Origin of the sequence: Clostridium acidisoli DSM 12555 (assembly GCF_900176305.1) — a bacterium.
In the GTDB taxonomy this organism is placed as follows: Bacteria; Bacillota; Clostridia; order Clostridiales; family Clostridiaceae; genus Clostridium_I; species Clostridium_I acidisoli.
The window spans coordinates 163243-184607 of the sequence record NZ_FWXH01000003.1 but is presented as its reverse complement, the minus strand read 5'-3'; the positions used below and the strand labels follow the sequence as shown (position 1 = coordinate 184607).

22 protein-coding genes and 1 other RNA gene are annotated in these 21365 nt (G+C 29.3%); 4 read left to right on the top strand and 19 right to left on the bottom strand.

Annotation, left to right across the window (positions count from 1 at the left end; all coding sequences use genetic code 11):
- Nucleotides 1–46 precede the first annotated feature (46 nt).
- The gene (locus B8978_RS06015; RefSeq protein ID WP_084114738.1) at nt 47–784 is read right to left on the bottom strand and encodes a DeoR/GlpR family DNA-binding transcription regulator; all 738 of its coding nucleotides are present in this window, start codon (nt 782–784) and stop codon (nt 47–49) included.
- A 236-nt stretch (nt 785–1020) separates the two neighbouring features.
- Here B8978_RS06015 and B8978_RS06010 point away from each other — a divergent pair, with 236 nt between their 5' ends.
- Nucleotides 1021–1821 (top strand): C1 family peptidase, encoded by an 801-nt coding sequence (locus B8978_RS06010; RefSeq protein WP_084114737.1) that lies wholly within the window; start codon nt 1021–1023, stop codon nt 1819–1821.
- A 140-nt stretch (nt 1822–1961) separates the two neighbouring features.
- Here the strand turns inward: B8978_RS06010 and B8978_RS06005 are convergent, their stop codons facing one another.
- Nucleotides 1962–2270 carry a hypothetical protein gene (locus B8978_RS06005; protein WP_084114736.1) on the bottom strand — a complete coding sequence of 103 codons (309 nt, stop codon included), beginning with the start codon at nt 2268–2270 and terminating at the stop codon, nt 1962–1964.
- A gap of 54 nt (nt 2271–2324) precedes the next feature.
- Here B8978_RS06005 and B8978_RS06000 point away from each other — a divergent pair, with 54 nt between their 5' ends.
- Nucleotides 2325–2783: a hypothetical protein gene (locus B8978_RS06000; protein WP_084114735.1), complete on the top strand. Its 459-nt coding sequence runs from the start codon at nt 2325–2327 to the stop codon at nt 2781–2783.
- Between the two features lie 3 nt (nt 2784–2786).
- Here B8978_RS06000 and B8978_RS05995 read toward each other — a convergent pair whose 3' ends face one another.
- The 3 genes from B8978_RS05995 to glyA form a co-directional block, all read right to left on the bottom strand.
- Entirely contained in the window at nt 2787–4070 is a 1284-nt protein-coding gene (locus B8978_RS05995; RefSeq protein WP_139795988.1) for a hypothetical protein, read from the bottom strand.
- Between the two features lie 10 nt (nt 4071–4080).
- Entirely contained in the window at nt 4081–4986 is a 906-nt protein-coding gene (locus tag B8978_RS05990; RefSeq protein ID WP_084114733.1) for a ketopantoate reductase family protein, read from the bottom strand.
- Between the two features lie 278 nt (nt 4987–5264).
- The gene (gene glyA / locus B8978_RS05985) at nt 5265–6497 is read right to left on the bottom strand and encodes a serine hydroxymethyltransferase (RefSeq protein ID WP_084114731.1); all 1233 of its coding nucleotides are present in this window, start codon (nt 6495–6497) and stop codon (nt 5265–5267) included.
- Nucleotides 6498–6745: 248 nt separating this feature from the next.
- Between glyA and B8978_RS05980 the strand changes: the two genes are divergently transcribed.
- A complete protein-coding gene (locus B8978_RS05980) occupies nt 6746–7519 on the top strand; it encodes a threonine/serine exporter family protein (protein WP_084114729.1) in 774 nt (257 codons plus the stop codon).
- Entirely contained in the window at nt 7516–7950 is a 435-nt protein-coding gene (locus tag B8978_RS05975; protein ID WP_084114727.1) for a threonine/serine exporter family protein, read from the top strand. Before B8978_RS05980 ends, B8978_RS05975 begins: the two co-directional genes overlap by 4 nt.
- Nucleotides 7951–7956: 6 nt before the next feature.
- Here B8978_RS05975 and ssrS read toward each other — a convergent pair.
- The 14 genes from ssrS to yajC all read right to left on the bottom strand — a co-directional run bounded on the left by ssrS (nt 7957) and on the right by yajC (nt 21359).
- Nucleotides 7957–8133: non-coding RNA, 6S RNA (gene ssrS, locus B8978_RS05970), on the bottom strand.
- A gap of 61 nt (nt 8134–8194) precedes the next feature.
- Nucleotides 8195–9976: an aspartate--tRNA ligase gene (aspS, locus tag B8978_RS05965; RefSeq protein ID WP_084114725.1), complete on the bottom strand. Its 1782-nt coding sequence runs from the start codon at nt 9974–9976 to the stop codon at nt 8195–8197.
- An 83-nt stretch (nt 9977–10059) separates the two neighbouring features.
- On the bottom strand, nt 10060–11484 hold the full coding sequence (locus B8978_RS05960) for a coproporphyrinogen III oxidase (RefSeq protein WP_084114723.1): 1425 nt from the start codon (nt 11482–11484) through the stop codon (nt 10060–10062).
- A 10-nt stretch (nt 11485–11494) separates the two neighbouring features.
- Entirely contained in the window at nt 11495–12097 is a 603-nt protein-coding gene (locus B8978_RS05955; RefSeq protein WP_084114721.1) for an MBL fold metallo-hydrolase, read from the bottom strand.
- Between the two features lie 142 nt (nt 12098–12239).
- On the bottom strand, nt 12240–12689 hold the full coding sequence (dtd, locus tag B8978_RS05950) for a D-aminoacyl-tRNA deacylase (RefSeq protein WP_084114719.1): 450 nt from the start codon (nt 12687–12689) through the stop codon (nt 12240–12242).
- A gap of 18 nt (nt 12690–12707) precedes the next feature.
- On the bottom strand, nt 12708–14930 hold the full coding sequence (locus B8978_RS05945; protein ID WP_084114717.1) for a RelA/SpoT family protein: 2223 nt from the start codon (nt 14928–14930) through the stop codon (nt 12708–12710).
- 127 nt (nt 14931–15057) lie between these two features.
- Entirely contained in the window at nt 15058–15576 is a 519-nt protein-coding gene (locus tag B8978_RS05940; RefSeq protein WP_084114715.1) for an adenine phosphoribosyltransferase, read from the bottom strand.
- A 137-nt stretch (nt 15577–15713) separates the two neighbouring features.
- Entirely contained in the window at nt 15714–16568 is an 855-nt protein-coding gene (locus B8978_RS05935) for a DHH family phosphoesterase (protein WP_084114713.1), read from the bottom strand.
- Between the two features lie 157 nt (nt 16569–16725).
- Nucleotides 16726–17619 (bottom strand): protein translocase subunit SecF, encoded by an 894-nt coding sequence (gene secF / locus B8978_RS05930; RefSeq protein ID WP_084114711.1) that lies wholly within the window; start codon nt 17617–17619, stop codon nt 16726–16728.
- On the bottom strand, nt 17613–18860 hold the full coding sequence (gene secD / locus B8978_RS05925) for a protein translocase subunit SecD (RefSeq protein ID WP_084114709.1): 1248 nt from the start codon (nt 18858–18860) through the stop codon (nt 17613–17615). Before secD ends, secF begins: the two co-directional genes overlap by 7 nt.
- Nucleotides 18861–18976: 116 nt before the next feature.
- Nucleotides 18977–20338, bottom strand: a complete 1362-nt coding sequence (scfB, locus tag B8978_RS05920; RefSeq protein ID WP_084114707.1) for a thioether cross-link-forming SCIFF peptide maturase — start codon at nt 20336–20338, stop codon at nt 18977–18979.
- Nucleotides 20339–20399: 61 nt separating this feature from the next.
- The gene (scfA, locus tag B8978_RS05915) at nt 20400–20537 is read right to left on the bottom strand and encodes a six-cysteine ranthipeptide SCIFF (protein ID WP_034869559.1); all 138 of its coding nucleotides are present in this window, start codon (nt 20535–20537) and stop codon (nt 20400–20402) included.
- Between the two features lie 105 nt (nt 20538–20642).
- On the bottom strand, nt 20643–21029 hold the full coding sequence (locus tag B8978_RS05910; RefSeq protein ID WP_084114705.1) for a TIGR04086 family membrane protein: 387 nt from the start codon (nt 21027–21029) through the stop codon (nt 20643–20645).
- Between the two features lie 54 nt (nt 21030–21083).
- Nucleotides 21084–21359, bottom strand: coding sequence for a preprotein translocase subunit YajC (yajC, locus tag B8978_RS05905; RefSeq protein ID WP_084114703.1), 276 nt, complete (start codon nt 21357–21359; stop codon nt 21084–21086).
- Nucleotides 21360–21365: the final 6 nt, after the last annotated feature.

Below are 21365 nucleotides of genomic sequence, written 5' to 3'. Positions count from 1 at the left end.
TCATTTTATATATATAAGTCAACGTTTTCATTCATTATATGAACAATTATACATAAATTATTTTAAGTCTTTCATCTTTAAAATTCACTTTTGAGTCCGTTATTACAGTAGCTTCTGGAATATCAGCATATGTATAAAATTTTCTAACATTAAATTTAGATTTATCTGCCAATACGTAAGTCTTTTCAGATGCTTTTAATACAGTTTTTTTAAAGTTTGCATCAAATAGAGCATGTGCCTTAAATCCACCACATGAATCAATACCAAGTGTACCTAAAAAAGCCACATTAAAATTCATAATTGACACCTTTTTCTCCATATCTTCTCCCACAATTAAATTACTTTCTGGTCTTGCATATCCTCCTAGTATGTACGTTTCTATGCCCTTCTCCATTAATTTTTGTATCTGCATTATTCCATTTGTAACCACTGTTATGTTTTTTGCCACAATAAAGTCAATAATATAATAACAAGTTGTTCCAGAATCTATAAATATAAAATCATTATCATTAATCAAAGTAGCGGCCTTTTGGGCTATTTTTATTTTTTCTTCTTTATTTTTTATAAGCATACTGCTAGTTACTGAATCATTTAAGCTTTTACCATATATTGCTTTTGCACCACCTCTAGTTCTCTTTATAAGATTTCTTTCATCCATAGCTACTAAATCTCTTCTAACTGTAGACATAGATATATTAAATGTGTCCATAAGTTCTTGTACTGTAGAAAATTTATTTTTCTTTACATGTTCTAATATTTTTGTCCATCTATCTAGCATAATCATTTCATCACCTGCTCGTAATATATACTCTTCATCTTTTTTATATAATTATAATCTATAAAAATAATTCAAACAATCCCGTGAGCATTTCATTTTAGTCTTGACTTTTTACATTTTTTGGTATATAATCATAAAAATATTGTAACATCTTTTTAATAACAAAATAATATAATAGTAATTTATGTTATTTTCTTTAGCATAAATAATATTTGCTAAATCAATATGAAGAGGGGATTAGTATGGGAAAAAAATTACCTTACAAGTACAATTTAAAGCCTAGCCTTGAAAGAAGTACAGACCTATTATTCCACGAAAATGTTGAAAAAACTGAATCTATACCACAAAGTGCAGATTTAAGGGCTGGTTATGGTCCTGTAAAAGATCAAGGTGAACTTGGAGCTTGTACAAGTTTTAGTGCCTGCAGCGTTTTAGAATATCTATTAAATAAAGATATTCCTCTTTCAGAATTATATTTTTATTACCAAGAAAGAAAAGAAGATAATGATGTTAATGAGGATGCTGGCAGTACAATTGCTAGATCTGCTTTAGTTGCAACTACTATCGGGACATGCACAGAAGCTTTAGACCCATATGATATAAAAAAATTTACTGCCACTCCTAGTGCTGCAGATGATAAAGATGCAAAAAATCACAAAGCTATGACAAAATATAAGGTTAAAACTATAGACGATATTTTATATTCTGTTGGAGTCTTAAAAAGGCCAGTTCTAATTGGAGTTAAAGTATATGAATCTTTTGAAAATATAACTTCTAATGGATATATACCACTACCCAAAAATGGTGAACAGCTATTAGGTGGACATGCATTGAATATATGCGGCTACTTCTCTAAACCTGAAAGTTCAACAAAAAATCCTAATGAAGAAATTAAAGAAATTCTACCATTTAAAAAATATGATGGTCTTTACTTTATTATAAGAAATAGTTGGGGAGAGAATTTTGGAGATAAGGGGTATTTGTATATGCCCGCTGAATTTCTACAAAAATATTCCAGTGATTGGTGGCATATTGATTTGTAAATGATACCCGGTTTTTAAAAGTAAGCTAGTTAAAGATTTTTACCCTAGATTAAAGATTGCCACAGTGGCAGGATGTTATAAGTTATCGTCAAATATTTCACCTAGCCACAGGTTTTCTTTAATCTTTTTATTTAACATAACTAAAATCGTTTATTTAAAATAAAATTTCTAAAAGATTGCATATGTTTTATTTTTTCATTGTAATCAGCATTTTCATCTTTTAGCTTAATTATTTGTTTATTTATTTTATTTCTATTTTCTTTTAAGTTTTTTAATTCTGTTTTAAGGTTATCTATTTCTTTTCTTTTTTCTTCAATTAATGGATCATACATAACATTAATAATACTACTTTTCCTGTTTTCAAATTTAATCTTTTTTACTGTATTTATAATAAATCTTTTAGCATCAATATAAATTTTTGTTATAATATTAAATAATAACTCTTTCATATTATCACCAACCGTATAATTATTTAAATGAGAAAAAGAAGATAGAGGTACTCAATGAATAAAAATAATTTATCTAATTTGAAATTTTTAAGTGTTTTTAAGCTTAAACAAAAAGAAAAGAGTTTAATCCTTCTTGATGAAAATATAAAAACTTTAAAACATAAAATTCAACTTGAAAAAAATTTATTAGAAATCGAGACAAAAAATTTGGATAAACTAACTATTGAAAATAAATCTATAAAAAAAGAGCACATAAGTTTTTTAAAACTGCTTCAAGGAGAAGAAAATACTTTTTGGATTAAAAATAACAACTATAATGTAAACCCCTTTGATAATGTCCTAATTGTAAAAAAATTATCTACTTTTCTCATTCAAACAAAAAGTAACGAAACAATTTACGTTTTTAATAACACTTTAACCAATTTTTTAGATTACCTTTTAGCACTTAATTATAGTATTATAGTCCTTTCTGTAGATACAAATAGAATTTTACTTAAACTAAGTCTAAAATAATCATTATTTATCATTTTTTAAGGCATACATTATTATTTGTTCTGTACTTACACCGTTGTAACTTTCTTTAACTTTTGAAAATTGTTTCTTGATTTTTTTTAATTCATTACTCATATACCTTGATCTATATGGAAAATACTTTTCTACTTTCTTTATGTAAGTTTTACTATATAATTTTTTATTTTTTGCAATGGCAAATAATATTAATTGTATACAGTTTTTTTCTATTAAATCTTTTATCACAATCATATTATCCATTGGCATACTTTCTAAAAGATCCACAGTAAAATTTATAAGTTTATTTGTGACATTGTCAAAATTCCATGTGTTAGCTAACATAGAGAACATTGTAACACTTCCATTTTCTAAATCCTCCTGTACATCCTGTAAATCGTCACACAATTGCAATAAAACCCCATACCCAAAGAAAAATTTAGCTTGCTGCTCAGTTAATTCCCCATTTACAAGATAGGCATCTGCTAAAACAGAAGTCCCTCCTTTTTCAAAACTGATTCCTAAAATATCCGATTCGTAAGGTGTAACAGCTTTATTTTGCTGAGCAAGACTTTTTATTTGTGCACTATGAATACATAACAAACTATCAAATACATTTGGATATTGTTCCCGGTTATACTCCTCTTCTATGTTATTTACAAGTTTAAAAAGATTTTCTTCATATTCGTTTTTTGCTATTGTCTTCTTACCTGCAAGTTTTAAGGCAAAATTTTTATTTATCTTAGTCTTGTCATCTCTAGAAATAACCTTACTATCTAAAAAATTGTCTGTATATGGGTATAACATACTGTATCCATATGTAGAAGATGTAAGTTTTGGAGTCCTTCCAAGTAACATTTGTATTATGTTAACAATCCATAAATTTCTCATTGCTTGCCCTAACTCTTCAAAACTTAGATTTGGGTTAAATTTTCTTGCTTTGCTTATAAATTTTTCTGTACTTTCTATTAATTCATTGCTTAATAAAATCTCTTTTTCTTTAATTGTAATTAATTCTGTTTCTTTAATAAAATTATCTATTACAACTTTAAAATTTTTCTTCCATTCCTTACGATATGATTGCTCTTTAGGAAACTCTTTTATATTTATTACAAATTGATTCACAAATTGATTTGTTTGTTTTTCTTTAGTTCTTTTATGCCAATATCCGCTTGCATTACCTATGTCAGGAAGTTCATTACTTTCTTCCCACCACTGCTTAATAAATAACTCTTTAAAGACTTTTATTTCACAGGAAACCTTTGATTGTTTGTTTAAAACTTCATCATTCATATTCATATAACTATTCTATAACCTTAATAATATCTAGAAGAGTTCTATTTATTGGTGTTTCTATTCCATATTTTTTTCCTAACTTACAAACGGTTCCCGCAAATATATCAACTTCTGTTTTTCTTCCGTTTAATATGTCCTGACACATTGAAGTTCTTCCATTTGGTTCTAGTGTATCCAATAATTCATACCACTTATTAATATCCCCTTTATTAAGATTAACTCCAACTTTTTCTGACAATGTCACAACCTCTAGCATTGCAGATTCCATAAGGTTTTTTGCTTCTATTTTTTGTTTAAAGGTTCCATAAGTACCTCTAATTACAGCAGATGATTGGTTTACGCCAACATTAACCATAAACTTCCACCATAATGAATGCATCATATCTTCTGGTATTTCATAAGAAATATTTGCTCTATCAAAAAGTTCCTTTACCATCTTCACCTTATCAGAATACTCTTTATTTGTTTTTTCTCCAAAAACTATACTACAATGGTTTGAAATATGAATTTTATTTTCACTTCGATTAGCCTCCGCAATACACAGAGAATAAAGCATTTTTTCCATGCCATATTGTTTACCTATAATCTCTTCACTAGTTATACCATTTAAAAGTGAAATTATAATTGTGTCTTTCCCAACATGATTTTTTATATCTTCAATTGCTTTAGTTAGTCCATTTGATTTTACCGCAATAATAACAAGATCTGCTGGTTCACATTTCTCCTCCGGTTCAATATATGAAAAATTATATTCTTTCCCATCGATTATAAATCCTTTTTTTATATATCTAGCTATTCTTTCTTTATTGGCTATTACCTTTAGTGCGCCCGGATTAACATCATATAATTTTCTGCCAAACGCACAACCAATAGCCCCCATTCCAATTAACGATATTCTTTTTATGACACCCATTTTATTATCATCCCCTAAAATAATTATCTATACTATATCATAAACTAATATGCTTTATATAGAACATTTTTTTATAAACAAAGTTCTTGGTTACAGGTGGTGTTTTTAGGCCATAGATCATCCATCTGAAACTTAGAAATCGTTATTAAGATACGTAGCAGCCGTCACTCCCACTTTGAAGAATAAGAGAGTGCTACGAATGTAGTCTTCGGGTAAATTAAAAGAGGCTCACAAAGATAACTACCTTCTCTGTGATAACCTCTAAAAAAACATGGAAATTAATATATCGGAAATTTTTTACATAAAGTATTTACTTTTTCTTTTAAATAGCTTAAATCTTTGTCCTTATTTTGTATAGCTTCATTTATGTATTCTGCTATTGACTTCATTTGTTCTTCTTTAAAACCCCTTGTAGTAACAGCTGCTGTACCTATTCTTATACCACTTGTAATAAATGGACTTTTGGTTTCAAATGGTATTGTATTTTTATTTACAGTTATTCCTACTGTATCAAGCAGCTTTTCTGCATCTTTACCTGTTACATCTTTATTAGTTAAATCAACAAGTATAAGATGGTTATCTGTACCACCTGAAACAAGTCTAAAACCATATTTTGTTAATTCTTCAGCTAAAACTTTTGCATTTTTCACTATTTGTCCTGCATAGTCTTTAAAATCATCCTTTAAAGCTTCTCCAAAACATACTGCTTTACCCGCTATTACATGCATTAATGGTCCACCCTGCATCCCAGGAAAAACTGCCTTATCAATTGCCTTTGCATATTTTTCTCTACAAAGTATTGCTCCACCTCTAGGGCCTCTTAAAGTCTTGTGAGTTGTGGTAGTAACAAAATCTGCATACGGAACTGGTGATGGATGTAAGCCTGCAGCTACAAGTCCTGCAATATGAGCCATATCAACCATTAAATATGCTCCTACTTCATCACTAATTTCTCTTAATCTTTTAAAATCAATTATTCTTGGATATGCACTTGCACCTGCTACTATCATCTTTGGCTTAGCTTCAAGTGCTTTTTTTCTTAGTTCTTCATAATCAATTTGTTCAGTTTCTTTATTTACACCATAACTTACTACATTATAAAGTTTCCCAGAAAAATTTACAGGACTTCCATGTGTTAAATGTCCACCATGTGTTAAATCCATACCTAATATTGTATCTCCAGTTTCAAGCATTGCAAAATATACTGCCATATTTGCTTGTGCGCCCGAATGTGGCTGAACATTAGCATGTTCACTTCCAAATAATTTGTTAACCCTATCTCTTGCAAGATCTTCTACTTTATCAACTACATAACATCCACCATAATATCTTTTCCCTGGATAACCTTCTGCATATTTATTTGTAAGATAAGAACCCATTGCTTCCATTACTGATTTACTCGTAAAGTTTTCAGAAGCTATAAGCTCTATATTGTTTTCCTGTCTTTCATGTTCTTCGTTAATTATTTCATATACCTTTTCATCCGTTTGTTTTACATTTTCAAAATCCATATTTACACCCTCTTATATTATTTAATAAATTAATCGTATAAATCCATAATAAGTACTTAATTTATAAATCTTAGTTTTATTAATTGTTAATTAACATACATATTATATAATAAAGCATTAAATTATAAATTTCAACTTTAAATATGATTATATACTGGATTTTATAATAAAACAACTTTAATTTACATAAACTTATTTTATGTTATAATACTCATGTAATAATGAAAACATAATAAAGGAGAAATTAGATGGATACCAACAGGGTACTTAATGCAGCTACTAAAGCCGGAAAGATAATGCTTGAAAGTGGTGGTGAAACTTATAGGGTTGAAGAAACAATGGTAAGAATCTCTTTAGCTCTTGGTGTAAAATCAATTGATGTTTATGCTACACCTACTGTCATAATATTAAGTGCTAAAGATGAATACAATAAAAATCACTCTACAGTAAAGCGTACTTATGGAGCGACTTTCAATTTAGACAAAATTTCAAAGATTAATAATTTATCTAGAAGCATAGAAAGAAAGCATTTGACCATCGATGATTTAGAAATAGAAATCGACAACATAGAACATCAAAAGGGTTATTCGGATGCTTTAGTAATCTTATGTTCGGCTTTAGCCGCTGGTTTTTTTACTTTGCTATTTAATGGTACATTTAAAGATTTCTTTTGTGCTGTATTTATTGGTGCCATAATTAGATATACCACTATTTCACTTTCTAAGTTTAGTGTATATGGCTTTTTTATCAATTTAGTAGGTGGTATGGAGGCAGCACTATTTGCCATTTTGCTTTACAAACTTAACTTATGTGATAATTATGATAAAACCATAATTGGAGCAATAATGTTATTAGTTCCTGGACTTGCTATTACAAATGCACTTAGAGATACAATAAATGGTGATTTAGTTTCTAGTGTTACACGAACTGTTGAAGCAGTTTTTATAGCTATAGCTATAGCGGTTGGTACAGGTATGATATTTAAAATATGGTTTGGACTATTTGGAGGTATTAATATATGATTTTAGCTTCATTTTATTCTTTTCTTGCTTCTCTTGGATTTGCAATTATTTTTAATATTAGGGGAAAAAATATATTTATAGCATCTTTAGGTGGGAGTATATCTTGGTTTATTTATTTATTGCTGCAGAATTTACATAATTCAAATACAGTGTCTCTATTTGTAGCAACGCTAGTAGTATCAATCTATTCAGAAGCTATGGCAAGAGTATTTAAATCTCCTGTAACAACCTATACAATTTGTGGCATAATTCCACTAGTACCAGGATACGGAATGTATTATACAATGTATTACACAATAAGCGGAAATATTTCAAAAGCAACCTTAACCGGACTTCAAACGCTTACAGGCGCCGGTGCTATTGCAATAGCTATAGTTATGATTTCTTCGCTTTCAAAACTAATATTTTTAAAAAGGAAGAAAGTTATGTAAATGCGAAAAGAGCCCGCCGTGCCGTCTCTTGAGTTTAAACGATAACCCGCTAAGTGCAGGTGGGTGCTGCCTTTCTGCTTCTTGTACTTAAAAAAATAAGCTTCATTCTACAGAAAGAGTTAAGCTCCCTAAAAAAAAGTGTTGGGTCAACATAAACTCAATGCTCGAACACAGTAGGTTCGTCTTCATTACTAATTATACTACATCTTATATATTTTATAAACTGGTTATTGTTAGAATATTTTTAATTTTCCTGAAAAACATCAATTCCAAGTTCTTTAAGCTGTTTTTCATCTACAACATCTGGTGCCTGTGTCATAACGCAAGCTGCATTCTGATTTTTAGGGAATGCAATAACATCTTTAATGTTTTCCGTACCTGTAAGAAACATTATCAGCCTATCAAATCCATATGCAAGACCGCCATGTGGTGGTGGACCGTATTTAAAGGCTTGAAGTAAAAATCCGAATCTTTCCCATGCACTTTCCTGAGTAAACCCTAATACTTTAAACATTCTTTCTTGAAGTTTTGTATCATGTATTCTTATGCTTCCTCCGCCTAATTCTTCTCCATTTAATACTATGTCGTAAGCCTTAGCTCTAACTCTAGAGGGTTCGCTCTCTAAATATTGTATGTCCTCATCCATTGGCATTGTAAATGGATGATGTTCAGCTTGATATCTGTTTTCTTCTTCATTATAAGATAAAAGAGGGAATTCAGTTATCCATACAAATCTAAATTCTTTATTATCCTTTAATATATTAAGCTCTTTAGCTAAATGTAATCTAAGTTCACCTAATGATTGGAATACAACACTGTTTTTATCAGCAACTATTAAAATCAAGTCTTCTGTATTTGCATTCATTACATGTTTTATATTATTAATATCTTCTTCACTAAGAAATTTTAATATTGAAGATTTTATCTCTCCATCCTTTAATGCTATCCACGCAAGACCTTTTGCTTTGAATGTTTTAACAAACTCACCTAATTTGTCAATTTGTTTTCTTCCCATATTAGCACAGCCTTCTGCTTTTATAGCTCTTACACTACCACCATTTTGCAGTGCATCTTGAAACACCTTAAATTCAGAATTTTTAACAACATCACTTATATCTTGAATTTCCATGCCAAAACGTAAGTCAGGTTTGTCACTGCCATATTTCTCCATAGCAACTTTATACTGCATTCTTTCTATTGGTAATTTCACATCAACATCCGCAATTTCTTTAAATACTTTTTTTATCAATTTTTCGTTTAATGCAATAACATCGTCCTCTTCTACAAAGGATAATTCCATATCAACTTGAGTAAATTCAGGTTGTCTATTAGCTCTTAAATCTTCATCTCTAAAGCACTTTACAATTTGAAAATATTTATCATAACCAGATACCATTAATAGCTGCTTGAATAGCTGTGGTGATTGTGGTAATGCATAAAATTTACCCTTATAATTTCTACTTGGAACAAGATAATCTCTTGCACCTTCTGGTGTACTTTTTGTTAACATTGGAGTTTCTATTTCAATAAATCCACTTTCATCTAAGAAATCTCTCATTATTTTAGCTGTTTTATGTCTAATTTTAAATATTCTCTGCATATCTGGTCTTCTTAAATCCAAATATCTATATTTTAATCTTATGTTTTCAGCTGCATCTAAATTTTCTTTTATGTAAATAGGTGGCGTTTCACTTTCAGATAATATTTTTATTTGTTCTCCTTGTAATTCTACCATTCCTGTTGGTATATTTTCATTTGGAGCTTCTCTCTTTACAATTTTACCTGTAACTGCTATGCAATATTCTGATTTTACTCCATCAGCTTTTTTAAATGCATCTTCATTTATTTTATCTCCAAATACAACTTGAAGTATTCCAGTTCTATCCCTTAAATCAACAAAAACGAGTCCCCCAAGATTTCTCTTTCTCTGAACCCATCCCATTGCTGTTACTGTATTTGAAATGTTGCTTTCTCTAAAATCACCGCACATTACAGTTCTTTTTAGACCTTTTAACGATTCTCCCATTGCATTTCCTCCTAAAAGTAAAAAATAATTAACTACGCTTACAATTGTATACCTATATATATAATTCCGCAATATAGGTATAACTAGCCATATAATTCGTCTAGAAATTTTATTTTATGCTCAACTTTTTCTTCTATCCTTTTTATATATTCTCTAACATCTTTAATATTTGGAAAACGTTCTAATCTATCTTCCTCTAAAAATATAATTTTTGATACTGCATTTGCACCAATTGCTATAATTGTTTGCTTTTCTTCAATCATTTCAACATTATATAAACATTCTTTCCCCAATTTTGAATAACCTACATTCTCCATATTACCAACCATATTTTTTTGCCTATACATATAATATGGTTTCAAATTAAGCTTCTTACTAAGTTCTAAAGAAGCATCATGCATTGCAATTAATTCTTCCTTAGCTGCAACTTTCATATGTATATTGTTTAATATGTTTTTATGGAGATCTGAACCTCTTTTTAATGACATACCGTGAACTGTAAGACTATCTGGTTTTAATTTTAAAATTTCTTCACAAGTATGAATAAATTCATTTTTTCCCTCTCCAGGAAGCCCTACTATTAAATCAACATTTATATTATCAAAACCTAAGTTTCTTGCTAAATTAAATTTATCTATAACTTCTTTTGAGTCATGTCCTCTTCCAATCAATTTTAATGTTTTATCATTCATAGTTTGAGGATTTATACTTATTCTATGTACCTTATATTTTTTTAATGTATTAAGCTTTTCATTTGTTATACTGTCTGGTCTTCCACATTCCACTGTGAATTCTTTAACATTATTGCCCTTTACAAAAGAGTTATAAATTTTGTTCATAATGAGCTCAAATTGCTGATTATTTATTGATGTAGGAGTTCCTCCACCAAAATATACACATTCTACATTAAGTTTTTTATCCTTAACATATTTTGAAATCATCTCTATCTCATATGTTAAAGCTTTTAAATAGTCTTCCACTATATTCTTACAATTAGAAATAGTATCCGAAATAAAACTACAATATAGACATCTTGTTGGACAGAAAGGCATTCCAACATAAATACTTATATTGCTACTTTCTTTGTTTACTAAATTTTCCTCTACCTTAGCCACCTCAATACATAACTTAGCTTTATCTTCCCTTGTTAGACTATGATATTCAAAGTGCCTCAATATTTCCTCTTCACTTTTACCTTCTTTTATGAGGCTAAGTGCTATCTTAGTTGGCCTTATGCCAACTAAGGTCCCCCATGGGGGCGTTATTCCAGTTTTTTTGCTTAAATAACTATATAAAGAATGTTTGATGTTTTCTTTAATTGTTAATTTATCATCAAACTCACATACTGATACTAAAGAATCCTCTATTATTTTTAATCTTGTATCTTCAATTAAAATTTTATATTTCCAATCATCAGTACTAATAAACTCTATTTCACTGAAAAAGAGTTTTAAAATATTATAAATGTCGTATTTAAATTTTTCACAATCAGCTTTAATTTTAATCATTTTTCACCACTTATTTTAAAAACGGATTACATTTTTTTTCAAATCCTATGCTAGTTCTAGGACCATGTCCAGTAAATACATATAACTCTTCTGGTAAATTCATAAGTTTTGTATTTATACTATTAATTAGTGTATCATAATCTCCACCCTCAAAATCAGTTCTTCCTACCGATCTATAAAATAGTGTATCACCTGTAAAAACAGCCTTATCTGTTAGAAAACACATTCCACCTGGAGTATGGCCTGGGGTTTCTAGACATTTTATTGTTATTTCTCCGAATTTTAAAATATCTCCATCTGATATATATTTATCTCCATTTTCATTTTCTTTTCCATAAATAGGAATGTTCTTATTTATCATCTCAGAGTCTTTTTCATTTATATATACACTGCATTTAAATTTATCTCTAAGTTCTACAACCCCACCTGTATGATCAGCATGTCCGTGAGTAAGCAAAATCATCTTTACATTTGCATCTAAAAGTTTTATTTCATCTAATATTAAATCAGTGTCACCACCTGGATCAATTACTGCGGCCTCCTTTGTTTTCTCATCAAATAAAATGTAACAATTAGCATCATAAATACCAGCTGGTATTATTTTTACTTCCATTATATTCCCTCCAATTAATTAAGCATAAAATGCATATATAATTGCATCTTATTTTGCTTTTGTAAAATTATTAATTCATACTAATGTTATCTTACTTAAGCAATATTTATTTTATAAATAACTTTTGTTATTTAAAACTGATTTAAAATGTTTTTTTACTATCTATTAATAAAGTTACTGGTCCATCATTTTCTATCTGTACATTCATATATGCACCAAATTCACCAGCTTCAACTACAGCAACTTCATCTCTACACATGGCTAAGAATTTGTCATATAAATTCTTAGCCTCATTACTAGAAAGTGCCTTCATAAAATTTGGTCTTCTACCTTTTCTACAATCACCATAAAGAGTAAATTGAGAAATAATTAATAATTGTCCATTTACGTCCAAAAGAGACTTGTTCATCTTTAAGTCTTCATCTTCAAATATTCTAAGGTTTATTATTTTATCTTTTATATATCTTAAATCTTCCTCTGTGTCTTCCTGTGTTATTCCTAAAAGTACATTAAGCCCAGCATCAATTTTACCAATTATATTGCCACTAACCTCAACAGAAGAACTTTTTACTCTTTGTATTACAGCTCTCAATTTAATCACCCACTATAACTAACTCTTTGTTCTAAATACTTCTTGTACGCCTTTTAATTTCTTTATATTTTTCATCAATGTATCTAAATGTCCAATATCAATAATCTTTATCTGAAAGGTTAGATAAGTTATATCTCCCTTTACAGTTTTTGCACTCATGGACTCCACATCTGTGTCAGTTAAATTTATAATTTCCATTATATCAGTGAGAAGCATCTTTCTATCATCTGCTTTTATTTTAATTTCAGCAATATAAGCTTCATTTTTAGCATCTCCCCAAGAAACCTCTACAATTCTACTTGCATCCTCTTCTTTTGAAAGATTGTTTACATTTTCACAGTCCATTCTATGCACTGAAACTCCTCTACCTTTTGTTACATATCCAATTATCTTATCTCCAGGTACAGGATTACAACATTTAGCAAATCTAACCAAAATATCTTTTTCACCTTTAACTGTAACTCCAGGCGTAACTTTTTTATTTTTCTTTTCTTTTCTTGCCTCTTTACTAATATGCTCTCTAATTTCTTTTAATGCATTTTCATCACTGTCAATTAGTCCTTTTCCCTTTTCAAAACTTTCTTTTAATTTTGAAACCACTATTGAAGCGGAATTAGTTCCGATAGCAACTGCAACATACAAATCTTCTATTGAATTCATATTATATTTTTTTAGTAATTGCTCAAAAGCCGGTCCTTTAGAAATCTCTCCAAAATTATATCCTTGCTTTTTAGCTTCTTTTTCCACTACATCTTTGCCTTTATTTATATTCTCTTCTCTTTTTACTTTTTTAAACCAAGATCTTATCTTACTTTTTGCTTGGTTGCTCTTAACTGTATTTAACCAATCAATATTAGGTCCCTTTGCAACTCCTGATGTAAGAATCTCAACTATTTCCCCAGTTTTAAGTTTATAATCTAAAGGCACTATTCTTCCATTAACCTTAGCTCCTATACATCTATTGCCGATATCTGTATGAATTTTATATGCAAAATCCACTGGTGTTGATGCATTTGGTAAATTTATAACTGTCCCCTTTGGGGTAAAAACAAATACCTCATCTGCAAATAGGTCTATTTTAAAATTTTCCATAAATTCTTCTGGATTATTTGTTTCTTTCTGCCAATCTAACATTTCTCTTACCCACGTAAGTTTCGTATCAAAATTAACATCTTTTGTTAGTCCTTCATCGTGATTCTGATCTTCCCCTGTAATTCCTTCTTTATATTTCCAATGTGCAGCAATTCCGTATTCTGCTGTTCTATGCATTTCAAAGGTTCTTATCTGTATCTCAAAAGATTTTCCTTGTGGTCCTATAACCGTTGAATGTAATGATTGATACATATTTGGTTTAGGCATTGCAATGTAATCTTTAAATCGTCCTGGAATTGGTTTATACATAGTATGAACAATTCCAAGTACTGTATAACACTCTCTAATATCATTTACCAAAATTCTTATAGCTGTTAAATCAAATATCTGATCTAAAGTCTTATTTTTGTTAACCATTTTTCTATATATACTGTAAAAATGTTTTGGCCTTCCATCTATATCGGCTAAAACACCAGATTCTTTTAAATTTTTATGGAGTTCATCAACTATATTTTTAATATATTCTTCACGTTCTACCCTTTTCTCAGCAATTTCGTCAACAAGTTTGTAATATTCATTTGAATTTAAATATCTAAATGCTAAATCCTCAAGTTCCCATTTAATCTTGGACATTCCGAGTCTATGGGCAAGTGGTGCAAATATATCTAATGTTTCCTTTGCTTTTTCCTTCTGCTTTTGAATTGTCATATATCTGAGAGTTCTCATATTATGCAATCTATCTGCTAATTTTATAAGAATAACTCTTATATCTTTCGCCATAGCAAGTAACATTTTTCTAACATTGTCTGCTTGTTGTTCTTCTTTAGTTAAAAAATTAATTTTACCAAGCTTTGTCACACCTTCAACTAAATTTGCAACTTCTGGGCTAAACATTTCTGCCACTTGTTCATGACTATATTCCGTATCCTCAATTACATCATGTAACAATCCAGCCACAATAGTTGCTGTATCCATACCCATTTCAGCAAGTATACAAGCGACTTCTACAGGATGAATTATATATGGTTCCCCTGATTCCCTTTTCTGAACTTTATGTGCTTCAGAAGCTAATTTATATGCCTTTACAATTAAATCTTTATCAACATTATTACAGTGTTCATCTATGTTATTCATCAATTTGCCAAGCATTAAGTTTTCTCTCCCTAAAATCAAAGGCTGGTTTAACAACCAGCCAACTTATTTTTACTATAATTATATATTATTCGATCCTGTTTTGCAATTTAATTTTATACATAGTAAAATTAATTCATAAAAATTAGAATTCATATTTTACAAGGGAGTTAATTTGATATTTTTTTAACTTTTCTCTTCCATTTAAGCCTGTAAGTTCAACAATAAATTCCATTGATACTACTTCGCCACCTAGTGATTCTACAAGTTTAGCAACGCTTTCAATAGTACCTCCAGTTGCAAGCAAATCATCTACTATTACAACTCTTTGTCCCTTTTTTATTGAATCTTTATGTATTTCCAAAATATCTGTTCCATATTCAAGCTGATATTCAAGGCTTACGGTTTCTGCAGGTAATTTACCTTTTTTTCTAACTGGTACAAATCCAGCTCCAAGTGCATAAGCAAGTGGCGTTCCAAAAATAAATCCCCTAGCTTCTGGTCCAACTACAACATCTATATTTTTATCTTCCAAAGCTTTTTTTAAAGTATCTATTGTATATTTAAAAGCCTCTTTATTTTGAATAAGTGTTGTAATATCCTTAAAACTTATTCCTTTTTTCGGAAAATCCTCAATAACTCTAATTTCATTTTTTATATCCATCTTTATTCCTCCTAGTAAGCACAAAAGCGAACATTTTTAATTCATATTTAAATTTTGTACACATTAATTATATATAATACATATCTTATTATCAATGCTCTTAAAATATTAATGAAAATAATTTAATACTGATTTTTTTATTTTAGACATTCTTTTTTTAAATATTTTGCTATTTGGATTGCTCTATAACTATCACGTGTAGTAAATAATTCAACAGCAATTCTAGCATTATCCTTATTTCGTGGAGAGTCCTTTAATGGGATTATTAAGTTCACAAGACTTATGGCAGTTTCCATATCCATGATAGAAATTTTATTTATTTTAAGTAATGCATTAATCCCATAATTATTAGTATTCATTATATCTTCTATTCCAATATCTATTAAAGCTTTATTTTCATTTTTAATAGGTTCCTTTGAAGCTATAGTTCCTATCATAACTAAATCTATATATTTATAGACTCTTTTCATTTTATAATACATCGAAATTGCTTCACATAACTTAAATACAGTTCCAGCAGAAGACAAATGTTTAAATGGATAATTACAAGCTTTATTTTTTGAATTGATAACTATAGCATCGATTTCTGAATTAACTTCTTCATGGTTATCAGTAACTATAACACTAATGCCCATTTGTTTTGCAAGTATTATCTCTTCTTTGGAATTGCCTCCACACCCTACAGTTATTAACAAATCCGCTCCTAAGTATTTAATATAATTATTAAGTGCCATTTTGCTTATGCCTATCTCATTATCATTATCATCTGGTATAAAATACTCCACATCCGCATTTAAATATTTTAAAAGCAGCAAAAGAATAGAAATGCCACATATACTATCAACATCTCCACATCCATAAACTACTATTTTTTCTCTATTGTTAACTGCATTAATTATTTTAAAGATTGCATCTTTCATACCATTCATTAAAAATGGATTATTCAATTTGTATTCTTTAAAATATTCTAAACTTCCTTGAATTATTTCCATATACGGTTCCTCCAAATTTGTAGAAAACACAATTTATTATATAGCATTATATTGAATAATTCAAATATTTTTTTACAGCATACTTAATTATTAGATATAATTCGCAATAATGAACGAAAAAAATACCGGAGGTTTAAAACCCCGGCATTTAATTTATCTAATTTGCTAAGGAAGCTCTTTTTTTATTACTTCTTTTCTTAAGTATTACCCATATAGGACTAGCAATAAAGATTGAAGAATAACATCCTGAAGCCACACCTACTAAAATTGGCAAAGTGAAATCCCTTATACTTGGTAAAGGTACAAATATATGTACACAAGCTATTGTAACTATTGTTGTAGTAACTGTACAAATAGACCTGCCTACTGTTTGAGATACACTTGTATCTGTCATATCAACTAATGTTTTATCACGCATTTTCTTTTGATTTTCTCTTATTCTATCAAATATAACTATTGTATCAGAAATAGAATATCCTATTATGGTTAAAATTGCTGCTATAAAGGAACTGTTAACTGGTAAATTTAATATTGAATACACACTTAAAGTTACAAGCACATCATGAATCAATGCTATAACTGCTGCTATACCAAATTTAAATTCAAATCTCCATGCTATAAATAAAAGCATTAATATAATGGATACAGTTAGTGACAATATAGCTTTTTGCAAGAGTTCACTTCCTATAGACGCACCAATTCTGTCTCTGCTTAAAAGATCTTTATCTTTTAGATTGTATTTTTTCTTTATGTCATTAAATAATTTTGTTGAATTTGCATCAGTAATTTTATCACTATCTACACTTATATCCAATTCCTTGGAACCAACTTTCGTAGTATCATAAGTGTTTACTTTAACATATTTTTGAATTGTTGAGTCTAAATCATTTTTATTGAAATTCTTTTGCATATCAATTTTTATAATTGTTCCACCTTTAAAATCCATGCCAAAATTAAGACCTTTGTGGTAAATCATAAAACTTATACCTGTGATTATGATAATTGCTGAAATGATGAACCAAATTCTAGTTTTTTCAACTACTCTTAGCATTTGTCTACCCCCTTCACACCAAAATGTTCAGGTTTATTTATAAGGCCCATGTTTATTGCCCAATTTAAAAGGTGTTTTGTTACAAATAAAGCTGTAAATAAACTTACAAGTACACCTATTACTAGCGTCAATGCAAAACCCTTAACTTCACCTGATCCTAAAAAGTAAAGTACCACACCTGCTATAATAGTGTTTATATTTGAATCTACAATTGAAGATAACGCATTTTTAAATCCCGAATTTGTTGCTGTCTTTATAGATTTTCCAGCTTTTAGTTCTTCTTTTATTCTTGCAAAAGCAAGCACATTAGCATCTACTGCCATACCAACAGTAAGTAAAAATCCTGCTATACTTGCAAGTGAAAGAGCAACTCCCAAACCTGAAAATACCATTAAAACTAATACTATGTATAATACAAGTGCAATATCCGCCATAAGTCCTGGTCTTCTAAACCAAATCAACATTAAAACTAATACTATAGATATACCTATAAGTCCTGCCTTAACTGATAATGGAAGTGCATCAGCTCCAAGTGTAGCACTTATCTGCTGAACTTCTACTGGTTTAAGGGTTACAGGCAGTGCCCCAGCATTGATAATATCTGCTTTTTGTTTTGCATCATCTATTGTTGTTTCACCAGATATTTGAGCATTACCGTCTGCTATAATAGTATCAACAGTAGGGTCTGTAATTGTTTCTCCATCCATGGCTATTGTTATTTTCTGTCCCATAAACTTTGCAGTTGCATCTGAAAATTTCTTTGTACCAGAAGCTGTTAATGCAAGATTTATAACGGGTTTATTTGTCTGATCATAACCTGGAGATGCACTTTTAACATCGTCACCTGTTAAGATAACTTTATTGTCAGGTCCAACAAAAGTTAATTTGCCAGTTTTACCAATAGTGCTTAAAACTTGATCTTCACTATAATTTCCTGGTACCTCAACTCTTATTTTATCCTTTCCATATTTAACTACATTTGTCTCACTTACACCCATTTTGTTAACTCTTAAATTCAACAGTTCAACAGTTCGGTTCATGGTTTCATTTGACACATTTTTATCTGTTACCTGTTCAACAACAGAAACACCGCCTTGAAGATCCAGTCCTTTGTTTATACTTTCCCCAAGTGATTTAATCTTGTAGTCAGTTCCAAGATTTAAACCAAAAGCTCCAATATAGGCTAGTGCCGCTATTACTATGACACTTAGTACAAAAAATGCTGTACTCTTTTTCTTCATTTTTATCCCCCTTTGTAGAAAATCCTTTTAGTCATATGGTGCAAAATAAACCAGCATACAACTTATATTATAATTTTGTTTTTATAATTAGTCAATATTAGGTAATTTCATTAATATTATTCCATAGTTTTAGCTTTTAATGCAATTGCACATTCAATTCTTTTTTTCTGCATCTTACATCCAAGCTCATAAGGGGTATTAAAATCCTTGTTAAAATTATAATTGTTAGCTTGACATCCTCCACTACAATAAAATCTAGCCCAACAATCCTTGCACTTTGGTTTATTATATATGTGTGCTTCTCTAAATCCTTTAGAAATGCTACTATCTAATTCACCACTAAATATATTACCCATTTTGAAATCTTTATTTCCTACAAATTGATGACATGGATACACATCTCCATCTGGAGTTATGGCTACATATTCATGTCCTGCTCCACAACCTGAAATTCTCTTATAGACACATGGTCCTCCTTGAAGATTTATATTAAAGTGATAAAAAGTGAACTCATTGCCTTCATTGTGTCTTTTTATCATCTCTTCGTACAATTTATCATATTGTTTAAATATTGTAGGTAAATCTTCTTCTCTTAAAGATAGTGGATCACTTTCCGGTAAAACAACAGGTTCTATTGATATTTCTTTAAACCCTTCGTTTGCCATATGCATTACATCTTCAAAAAAGTCTGTATTCTGTCTTGTGAAAGTTCCTCTAGCATAATATTGTTTTGATTTATCTCTCATGTCTACCATGTTTTTTATTTTAGGTAAAATGCTATCATAACATCCACTTCCGTCTGCCCTTACCCTTACCTTATCATTTACTTCTTTTCTACCATCTATACTTAAAATTATGTTTCCCATGTTTTCATCTATATACTTCATAATCTCATCATTTAGTAATGTTGCATTAGTAGTCATTGTAAATCTTATGTTTTTATTGTGAATTTTCTCTTGTTCTTTTCCATATTCAACTATTTCCTTAACGGTATCAAAAGCCAATAGAGGTTCTCCACCAAAAAGATCAACTTCAATGTTTTTTCTTGGTCCAGAGTGTTTTATGACAAAATCTATAGATTTTTTACCAACTTCAGCCGTCATAAGCATTCTTTTCCCTTTGTATTCTCCTTCTTCTGCAAAACAATATTTACATTTTAAATTACAGTCATGAGCTATGTTTAAACAAAGAGCTTTTATATATGATTCTCCTTTTGTTGAATTCATTGCTATTTCTTCATACAAGTCCTTTGAATATAATATACCCTCATCTATAAGTTCTTTAAGTTCATCATAAGCTTCTGATATATCATCTTTTGAATATTTTTCACTAAACTTATCTACTAATTTTTCTTTTGAATCTAATCCTTCTTCACCTAAAAGATCGTATACAAGTTCATCTATAGCATGTACATTTCCTGAATTTACATCTATAACATAATAATCATCAATTTGTTTAAATTTATGTATTAATGACAATTTTTTTTCCTCCCTAAATAAATTTAAAGCAGTAACATCTGTTACTGCCTAAATAAATTAATTAATTTTCACAAGCTAAATTAGCAACTGTGCATGAAGTTTTACATGCTGATTGGCATGAATTTGCACATTCTTTACATCCAGGCTTTTTTAAACTATCTTTTATATTTGATTTATTTATTGTTTTTATATGTTTCATGAAAATTCCTCCATTCAATATCCGTTTATGTTTAATTATAGCATAAAAAACTGTATTTACGCAAGAAGCTAAACCTTACTAAAAAATGATTAAAATTGAAATATGCTATTTATCTTTTAAGTTAATGCCAAGCATTCCTGCAAGCATTCCAACAAATACACAAATAAGTAATCTAGAAAAATCTTTTAAAGTCAAAGCAGCATCTCTGCTTTGGGCAACAAGCGCAACAATATATAATATTAGGAAATATATAATTGCAACTATAAGTCCATTAAGCCAACCTTTTCTTCCAGATTTCTGAGAAGCATAAATAGACCCATATACTACACTTAAAAGTGTTGCAATAATTATAAGAAGTGAAGTTATGCTCTCATCAATTTGCACAAAATGTGCAACTACCGCATATACTAATAATATAGCTAAGGTCATAAAAAATCCTCTAAGTACTCCTTCAATTATGCCAACATATAAATTTCTACCATTATTCTCCATAAAAAACACCTCCATCTACTACTATTTATGTATATGGAAGGTCTTTTATTACAATTATTCAGCTTTATTATTAGATATACTGTTTATTGCTTTTTTTAACACTTTAATTCTTGCTTTATCTGGACCTGATTGAATTATAACAAAATTATCTTGAATGTTTATAACTTTACCCATAATTCCCCCAGATGTAATAACATCATCATTAACTTTTAGTGTAGTCATCATTTCTGAAAATTTCTTTTTCCTTTTTCTTTCAGGAAAAATTATCATTATAAAAGTAAATCCGAAAATTATAGCTAAATATATGATCATAACAATTGTCTGATTCATTAAAAT